We start from the raw sequence: 9,202 nt of genomic DNA, 5'->3' as shown, positions 1-9,202 counted from the left end.
ATTATGTCCTATGCCTTTCTTCGTTTCTCTCCCGGTTCCCGGCGGCAAAAGCCTCTGCAACTTCTCTGACCCGCAAACCCTCGAAGGGGCAGGGGGAAGAAAGGAGCATGACGAGACGGTCGAGAGCGGAGACACGGGAGGCGGAAGCACTTCCGGCTTCACACGAAGGTTCTGAAAAACCTCCGGCCCTCCGTTCAGCCCCCAGCAAGGACCGGCAGATTGCGGGCGTCTATACAGCAATCCGGCCGCAAAGCAAGCGCAAGCGGCATTCCCGTGTGTCATAGCCGATGATCGGGGAGCAGCAACGGTCGGAGTTGTGGTTTCCGGCAACCACGTCTTAACCACACCAGCAGGTTGTGTGGAGTTGAAGCCTGGCCATCAACGGTCGATTCATCATCGAAGGCGCAAAAGCCCGGACAACCGCGCAAAAGCGGCAAGCATTTCCGGGGGTAAGGATGCTTTTCAACAAATTCTGGCGCTCGAAGAGCGGCAATTTCACGCTTGTGCTGGGACTGGGTTTGCCGGTCATCCTGACGGCAGTCGCTTTCGCAACCGATATCTCGACCCTTATGCGAGCCAAGAGCAATCTGCAGAACGCTCTTGATTCGGCAAATCTTGCTTCTTCGCACCTTGGCGATCTCGACATCACCCGCAATGACGCTTTCAACCGCTATTTCCAGGCCAACATCGTCGGTCATGGCGAACTCGGCAATGCGCAGGCGACGCTGACTGTCGATAAGGGCGTCAACTTCGTCAAGACAAAGGCGATTGCCTCGGCGGACGTCAATCTCAACTTCGCCTTCCTGTTCGGCGACAGCAAGCACATCGTGGTCGATGCCTCGGCGGTCGAATCGAACAACCAGCTCGAAGTCGTGCTGGTACTGGACAACACCGGCTCGATGGCCGGCGCGCGCATGACGGCACTGAGGACGGCGACAAAATCGTTGCTCGACACGCTCGAAGCGGCGAAATCGCCGACGCGCAAGATCCGCGCCTCGCTGGTTCCTTTCGTAACCGCCGTCAACGTCAATGGCGACGGCTTCGACCCGTCCTGGATCGACATGGACGGCAAGTCCTCAACCAACGGCGTCAATTTTCCCGTCATCGACGGCAAGCGGCCGAACCACATGGCGCTTTTCAAACAGCTCAAGAAGACCGGATGGACCGATGCCGGATGGAATGGCACCGGATGGAAGGGTTGTGTCGAGGCGCGGCCAGGCGCTTACAATATCTCCGACACGCCACCCGACACGGCCAAGCCCGACACGCTGTTCGTGCCGTACTTTGCGCCGGATGATCCCGAAGACGCCCAAAAGCCGTCTGGCTCCTATGGCAATTCGGATAAATACTACAACAACTCCTATCTCAACGATGTCAGCGACAAAACCAGGCTTGCCCAGTCGGGCATCAACATCCTGGGCATCGATCTCAGCAACCTGCTCGGCAATCTCATCGAACTTCTGTCGCCCGATGACAGGGCTGCCAGGGAAAAGATTGCCAAATATGTTGCGCCCGCCAAGGAACTCATAACCGAGATCGGCTCTCCCATCACTATCGGTCCGAACCGTGCGTGTCCGACCCCGGTGGTCCCCCTGACCGACGATTTCGACAAGCTGCGCAAGGCTGCCAGTCAGATGACCGAGTGGAACGGTTCGGGCACCAACGTCTCCGAGGGCCTGTCATGGGGTATGCGGGTGCTGTCGCCCGCCGCGCCCTACACCGATGGGGCGCCGTGGAAGACGCCCGGCATCAGCAAGATCGTGCTGTTGCTCACCGACGGCGAGAACGTCGTCTATGGCGCCAGCCAACAGCCGACGAAATCTGACTACACATCATATGGTTATCTGGCCGGCGGCCGTTTCGGATCAGATAACCAGACGACCGCTGCGCGCAATGTCGACGGCTGGACCAAAAACGTCTGCACGCAATTGAAGAACGAGGGCGTGCAAATCTACACCATGGTGCTGCAATCCGACACCGCAGCCAACCGCGCGCTTTACAGCGCCTGCGCTTCTGATCCGAGCGGCTATTATGCAGTCAACGATCCGACCAAATTGCCGGACGTTTTCCAGCAGATCGCCAACAAGTTCTCGAAGCTGCAATTGACGAACTGAACGCGCGATCCGACACAGACGAGCCTGAGGGATCGTTGGGCTCAACTCGTATGGGCGACAACCTTGTCCTTGTCGACCGTTTCGGGGAAGAAGTCAGGCGCTGCCTGACGCTTGCCGAACATCATATCGTACTGCAGCAGGCGGAAATCGCGGATCGCCGGATCGATCTCCTTCTGCCGCGCCCAATCGGGCGTGGCTTCGCCAGCCGGCGTCAGCAGAAGATTGCGGTCGACGACACGGTAGCGTTCGCTCATCTCGCCCAGGAAGCCGGTGTAGTAGGGATGGCTGATTCCGGCCGTTTTCAGGATATGATAGGGCAGGAAGGCTGGGCTGACGGCACCCATCTGCTCAGCCGGCCCGGTGCGGTTCGACCAGATGACCAGCGGCGTCTCGTGATGCTCGAGAGCAGCCTCGGGCGACGCTTCCTTGCGCGGCGCGACATTGTCCTTGAGGAAGCCGGTTTCGACATAGACCGGCCCCAGCGGCGGCAGATGGTCGCCGAAGAAGGCGATTACGGTGGGGCGGGAGCGTTTCTTGGCCCATTCGACGAGGCGTTCGAGGCCGCGATCGGCATCGGCTGAGCCCTCGGCGTAGCTGAGTAGCGATTCGCGCGCCCACTGGCTGATCGGCGCCTGCACCCTATGCGTGGGATTGTAATAGCGGTTCGGCTCGTAGGGACCGTGGTTTTGCAGGCTGACCGCAAAGAAGAACACCGGCTCGTCGCTGGCGTCGGCCTCGCTGATGATCTCGTCGGTCATCGCCGCATCCGATGCCAGTGGCCCGCGCTTTTGCATTGGCGGCAGCGTCTCTTCCGACATGAAATCGTTGAAGCCGAAATCGGCATAGACCGCGCCACGGTTCCAGAACCAGTTGGTGCCGGGATGGATGGCGCGCGCCCGGTAACCCTGGCTCTTCAGGAAGGTCGCGAGCGAAGGCGTCGGCGTGCGCACATATTGCTGATAGGGGATGCTGCCTGCCGGCAGGAACGCGTTGGAGAAGCCGGTCAGCGCCTCGAACTCGATATTGGCGGTCATGCCGCCGAACTCCGGCGAGAACATCGAGCCCGAGCGCAGCGCCCGCACATTGGGGATTGGATCTGGCGTGATGGTGACGCCAGGCAACTTGGTCGGATCCCAGAAGGATTCGCTCATGACGATGATGATGTCCGGCTTCTCGGCCGGCACCGAGGCGGTCACATCAGGCCTGGCTATCGCTGCGATCGCCTTGTCGGAATAGCCCGGCGGCGCCGAGACATGCGCCATCGGCACGTTGAGGGCAAAGGCCAGCGCAAAGCCGTTGGAGGCATAGTTTTCCTTCTGGTCCCACATGATCGGGATGATCTGCAGCCGATCCCTGGTCCAGGAGAAGGTGGCGTAGTCCATGATCGAAACGAAGAAGGCGAGCAGCGGCACTGCCAGCGTCAGCCGCGCAAGGCGCCCCTTGCGGCTGAGTGCGGGAACCTTGCGGCGCCATAGCCGCCAGCCGTAGACGAGCAGCGACAGGCCGGCGACGATGCCGACGACCATGGCAAGCGCGGTCATCGGCCGTTCGCGTACCAAAAGCGGCAGCAGCGCGAAGATCTGGCGGGCATAGAGGAAATCGGTCGGATAGAGCGGATCGCCGAGATAGTGCGACTTCTGGTGACCGACGAAAGCAAGCGACAAGGTCAGCGGCGCGACGATCATCAGGCTCTGGTGGCTGCGGCCGAGCACCGCATCGAAGCCGATCAGGAGCAGCGCAAACACGACGATGGTGGTCCAGCCCGGCTTGAACGGCTGCAGGAAGAAGGAGATGGTTCCGGCAAAGTCGCCGCGCACGATCAGTTCGATGGCAAACACCAGGATAGCGGCAATCGCCAGGCTGATCAGCCCATAGCGCACGACCGGCCATCTCCTGCCCGGCAGATAGCCGGTGGAGGGGTCGTCTTCCAGGAACTGTGGCGCGGCCTTGCCGGTGCGTTTGTAACTCTTTGCCACTTTAACTTCCCCACCCAGCGACAAGCGCGTCACTCGATTGTCATGGAATTGTCACGCAAAGCTAGCGCCTGTAACGGAAATAAGAAGAGCCAGCAAACGAATCGTGAGCGGTTTTCATCAGGAGTGATCGCCAAAAACCCTTTCGCAACAGGCACTCGGCGGACGAGGCTGCCCTCGGGCAGGGTCGAACCGGGGTTGACTTGGCGCCCCGCCATGCGTCACAGGCAAGAAAAACCGTCTTCAGGCAAGCAAAACCAGCCCTTGGGAGCCCTCGCATGGCCGTTGCATTCACCTTTCCCGGACAAGGCAGCCAGGCGGTCGGCATGGGCAAGGATCTCGCCGACGCCTTCCCCGAAGCGCGCAGGGTCTTCCAGGAAGTCGACGATGCGCTCGGCGAAAATCTGTCGGAGCTGATCTGGGAAGGGCCGGAAGAGACGTTGACGCTGACCGCCAACGCGCAGCCGGCGCTGATGGCGGTGTCGCTGGCCGCGATCCGGGCGCTGGAATCGCGCGGCTTCTCGCTGAAAGGCAAGATCGCCTATGTCGCCGGTCATTCGCTGGGCGAATATTCGGCGTTGGCCGCTGCCGGCTTCGTTTCGGTTGCCGATGCCGCCCGGTTGCTGCGCATACGCGGCAATGCCATGCAGGCGGCGGTGCCGGCCGGCGAGGGCGCCATGGCGGCGATCATCGGATTGGAACATGCCGATGTCGAAGCCGCTTGCGCGGAAGCCGCCAAAGGCTCTGTCTGCCAGATCGCCAACGACAATGGCGGTGGCCAACTGGTCATCTCCGGCGCCAAGGCCGCGGTCGAACTGGCCGCGAAACTGTGCACCGAGAAAGGCGCCAAACGCGCGCTGATGCTGCAGGTGTCCGCGCCCTTCCATTCCGCGCTGATGGCGCCGGCCGCGAACGTCATGCGCGAAGCCCTGGCCGGCGTGGCAAAGAACGCGCCGGTGGTTCCCGTCCTCTCCAATGTTACGGTCAGCCCGACCAGCGATCCAGACGAGATCGCCCGCCGCCTGGTCGAACAGATAACCGGCCGCGTGCGTTGGCGCGAGACGGTGGAATGGTTCGGCGCAAACGGCGTCACCACGCTTTACGAGATCGGCGCCGGCAAGGTGCTTTCAGGATTGGCGCGGCGCATCAACCGCGATGTCGCCACCGCGTCGGTCGGCACCGCGGCTGACGTCGAGGCGGCCATGGCGGCGCTTGCATAAAGCGTCATTTGATCCCATCCCTGTAAAGGGTGTTCTCTTCTCAATCAGGAGACAAAAATGTTCGAATTGACTGGCCGCAAGGCGCTCGTCACCGGCGCATCCGGCGGCATCGGCGAGGCGATCGCCAGGATGTTGCATGCGCAGGGCGCGATCGTCGGCCTGCATGGCACCCGCGTCGAGAAACTGGAAGCGCTGGCTAGCGAGCTTGGCGACCGGGTCAAGCTGTTCCCGGCCAATTTGTCCAACCGTGAGGAGGTCAAGGCGCTCGGCCAGAAAGCCGAAGCCGATCTCGAAGGCGTCGACATCCTGGTCAACAACGCCGGCATCACCAAGGACGGCCTGTTCGTGCGCATGTCGGATGCCGACTGGGACAGCGTGCTCGAGGTCAACCTGACCGCCGTGTTCAGGCTGACCCGCGAACTCACCCACCCGATGATGCGCCGCCGCCATGGCCGCATCATCAACATCACCTCGGTGGTCGGCATCACCGGCAATCCCGGCCAGACCAATTACTGCGCCTCAAAGGCCGGCATGATCGGCTTCTCCAAATCGCTGGCACAGGAGATCGCCACCCGCAACATCACCGTCAACTGCGTCGCCCCGGGCTTCATCGAATCGGCGATGACCGACAAGCTCAACGACAAGCAGAAAGAGGCGATCATGGCGGCGATCCCGACGCGGCGCATGGGCACCAGCGTTGAAGTCGCGTCCGCCGTCGCTTATCTCGCCTCCAACGAAGCCGCCTACGTCACTGGCCAGACCATCCACGTAAATGGCGGCATGGCTATGATTTGACGAGGTTCGGCAGCAACGCCGGCGGGTTGTGAAAAGAGACCATTTCGGCTTGGACCTCAGCTATTTTTCGTGTAATGCGGCCCGCAACCCGGCGGTTCGGGCAAAAACCGGTCCGTAGTCGTTGCGTTTCCGGCAGGACCATCTTTCAGCTTGATTAGCGGCATTCTGCCCGCTAACGAAGACAGACAAACAAAAGACGAGGATGCCCAAATGAGTGACACCGCAGAGCGCGTCAAGAAGATCGTCATCGAGCACCTTGGCGTCGATGCCGACAAAGTGACGGAGCAGGCGAGCTTCATCGATGATCTGGGCGCCGACAGCCTCGACACGGTCGAACTCGTCATGGCGTTCGAAGAAGAATTCGGCGTCGAGATTCCCGACGATGCGGCTGAGACCATCCTGACCGTTGGCGATGCCGTGAAGTACATCGACAAGGCTTCGGCCTGACGCTTTCCGCAGTCATCACCGGGGAGGACCTGCGATGAGGCGTGTCGTCGTCACGGGCCTTGGGTTGCTGTCGCCGTTCGGCATGGGCTTCGAGCACAGCTGGAAGGAACTTCTGACCGGCCGCAGCGCTGCCAAGCGCATCACTGAGTTCGAGGTGGAGGATCTTGCCTGCAAGATCGCCCACGTCATTCCGCGTGGTGACGGCAGCAATGCCACCTTCAATCCCGAGGCCGTGCTCGAGCCCAAGGAACTGCGCAAGATCGGCGACTTCATCCTTTACGGGATTGCCGCCGCCGACGAGGCGCTGAAGGATTCCGGCTGGGAACCCAAGACGCATGAAGAGCGGTGTGCCACCGGCGTCCTGATCGGCTCCGGCATCGGCGGCATCGAGGGCATCGCCGAGAACGCGATGATCCTCAAGGAGCGCGGCCCGCGCCGCATCAGCCCTTTCTTCATCCCGGGCCAGATCATCAATCTCGTCTCCGGGCAGGTTTCGATCCGGCACGGACTGAAAGGCCCGAACCATGCCGTCGTCACGGCCTGTTCGACCGGCGCGCACGCCATTGGCGATGCTGCCCGGTTGATCATGTGGGGCGATGCCGACGTGATGGTCGCCGGTGGCGCCGAAGCGCCGGTGACGCGGCTGTCGATCGCCGGCTTTGCCGCATGCCGGGCACTGTCGACGGAACGCAATGATTCGCCGCAAACGGCGTCGCGACCCTATGATCGCGACCGCGACGGCTTCGTCATGGGCGAGGGCGCCGGCGTTGTCGTGCTCGAGGAGCTCGAACATGCCAGGGCGCGCGGCGCCAAGATCTATGCCGAGGTGACGGGTTATGGTCTCACCGGCGACGCGCATCACATCACCGCGCCCGCCGAGGATGGCGATGGCGCCTTCCGTTGCATGACGGCGGCACTGAACCGGGCCAAGTTGACGCCGGCCGATGTCGACTACATCAACGCGCACGGCACCTCGACCATGGCCGACACGATCGAGCTCGGCGCGGTCGAGCGGCTTGTCGGCAATGCCGCATCGAAGATTTCGATGTCGTCGACCAAGTCGTCGATCGGCCATCTGCTTGGGGCGGCGGGTGCCGCCGAAGCGATCTTCTCGATCCTTGCCATCAGGGACAATGTCGCGCCGCCGACCATCAACCTCGACAACCCGGAACGCGAAACCGCGATCGACCTGGTGCCGAACAAGCCGCGTGCCCGCCAGATCGACGTGGCGCTGTCCAATTCCTTCGGCTTTGGCGGGACCAACGCGTCGCTGGTCTTCCAGCGCTACAATGGCTGATCGTCCGGCTGCCGGGCGGCGCTTCGGCGTGCCGTCAATTTTGCCATATTCGCCCCTACTCTGCCGCTGGGGATTCGTTGGGCGATCAAACGGTAGGGCGAAATGAACACAAATCCGGCAGGCAACGGAGAATTCGGGCAACGGCCGCCGACATCCGGCCCGATCGTGCCGAAAACGGCCAGCGAAGCGTTGCGGCCGGAGGCTGGCACGCCGCCGCCGAAGCGCTCGCGTGCGTCACGCAGCCAGGTCGTCGTTTTCATGAACTTCGTCATCTCCTCGGTGATGCTGGTGGTTCTGGCGGCCGGCGTCGCGGTCTATTTCGGCAAGCAGGAATTCACCGAACCCGGACCTTCGGCCAATGGCGACACCTTCCTGGTCAAGCCGAGCACCGGCGTCCAGGATATCGCCGACCAGCTCGAACGCCGCGGGTTGATCAGCGACGCCCGGGTATTCCGCCTTGGCGTGCGGGCCTTCGGCAATGATTCCGCGCTGAAAGCCGGCGAGTACGAGATCAAGCCCAGGGCATCCATGCGCGATATCATGGAGCTTCTGAAGAGCGGCAAGTCGGTGATGTATTCGCTGACCATTCCTGAAGGACTGACGGTCGACCAGGCATTGCAGCGCATCGCCGAGGAGAATGCCTTGAGCGGCGACATGCCGGCAACCACGCCGCCGGAGGGCAGCCTCGCCACCGACACGCTGCGCTTCACGCGCGGAGCGACACGCCAGCAGATGGTCGATAAGCTGCTGGCGGATCAGAAGAAGCTGGTCGACGATGTCTGGCAGCGGCGCGCGCCTGACCTGCCGCTGGCCAACGTCGAGGAGTTCGTCACGCTGGCCTCGATCGTCGAGAAGGAGACGGGCAAGGGTGACGAGCGTTCGCGAGTTGCCGCCGTCTTCCTGAACCGGCTTGCCAAGGGCATGCGCCTGCAATCCGATCCGACCATCATCTACGGGCTGTTCGGCGGCAAGGGAAAGCCGGCGGACCGGCCGATCTACCAGTCGGACATCCAGAAACAGACGCCCTACAACACCTATGTGATCAATGGCTTGCCGCCGACGCCGATCGCCAATCCGGGTCGTGCAGCGCTGGAGGCGGTGGCCAATCCGTCGAAGACCGCCGACCTCTATTTCGTTGCCGACGGCACCGGCGGGCACGTTTTTGCCGCGACGCTGGACGAGCACAACGAGAACGTCGCCCGCTATCGCGCGTTGCTGAAGAAGCAGGCCGATGATGCCGCCAAAGCCGCCAAGACGACTGGCACCGGCGACAGCAATGCCGTCAAACCCGCTGGCAGTGGGCCGGCTGACGGTGCCGGCGACAGCGGCGGTGACGGGGGCGCTGCCCAGTAAATG

The 9,202-nt window shown here is 62.3% G+C and carries 7 protein-coding genes; 6 read left to right on the top strand and 1 reads right to left on the bottom strand.

Annotated elements, in window-relative coordinates; all coding sequences use genetic code 11:
* Nucleotides 1-455 precede the first annotated feature (455 nt).
* The gene (locus tag EN964_RS15015) at nt 456-2,114 is read left to right on the top strand and encodes a pilus assembly protein (RefSeq protein ID WP_127269336.1); all 1,659 of its coding nucleotides are present in this window, start codon (nt 456-458) and stop codon (nt 2,112-2,114) included.
* Between the two features lie 41 nt (nt 2,115-2,155).
* Here the strand turns inward: EN964_RS15015 and EN964_RS15010 are convergent, their stop codons facing one another.
* Nucleotides 2,156-4,114: an LTA synthase family protein gene (locus EN964_RS15010; protein WP_127276493.1), complete on the bottom strand. Its 1,959-nt coding sequence runs from the start codon at nt 4,112-4,114 to the stop codon at nt 2,156-2,158.
* 251 nt (nt 4,115-4,365) lie between these two features.
* On the opposite strand from EN964_RS15010, the gene fabD reads away from it, so the two are divergent.
* From fabD to mltG, 5 genes are all read left to right on the top strand, one after another.
* A complete protein-coding gene (fabD, locus tag EN964_RS15005; RefSeq protein WP_127272742.1) occupies nt 4,366-5,307 on the top strand; it encodes an ACP S-malonyltransferase in 942 nt (313 codons plus the stop codon).
* A 57-nt stretch (nt 5,308-5,364) separates the two neighbouring features.
* The gene (gene fabG, locus EN964_RS15000) at nt 5,365-6,102 is read left to right on the top strand and encodes a 3-oxoacyl-[acyl-carrier-protein] reductase (RefSeq protein ID WP_127271122.1); all 738 of its coding nucleotides are present in this window, start codon (nt 5,365-5,367) and stop codon (nt 6,100-6,102) included.
* A 210-nt stretch (nt 6,103-6,312) separates the two neighbouring features.
* Entirely contained in the window at nt 6,313-6,549 is a 237-nt protein-coding gene (locus tag EN964_RS14995) for an acyl carrier protein (protein WP_006203723.1), read from the top strand.
* Nucleotides 6,550-6,583: 34 nt separating this feature from the next.
* Complete coding sequence (gene fabF / locus EN964_RS14990) at nt 6,584-7,846, top strand: beta-ketoacyl-ACP synthase II (protein ID WP_127273339.1); 1,263 nt, start codon at nt 6,584-6,586, stop codon at nt 7,844-7,846.
* 102 nt (nt 7,847-7,948) lie between these two features.
* Nucleotides 7,949-9,199, top strand: coding sequence for an endolytic transglycosylase MltG (mltG, locus tag EN964_RS14985; RefSeq protein WP_127276491.1), 1,251 nt, complete (start codon nt 7,949-7,951; stop codon nt 9,197-9,199).
* Nucleotides 9,200-9,202: the final 3 nt, after the last annotated feature.

Origin of the sequence: Mesorhizobium sp. M7A.F.Ca.CA.001.10.2.1 (assembly GCF_003998575.1) — a bacterium.
GTDB lineage: Bacteria > Pseudomonadota > Alphaproteobacteria > Rhizobiales > Rhizobiaceae > Mesorhizobium.
Note: the sequence above shows the minus strand (reverse complement) of the source record. Positions and strands in the feature narration are given on the sequence as shown.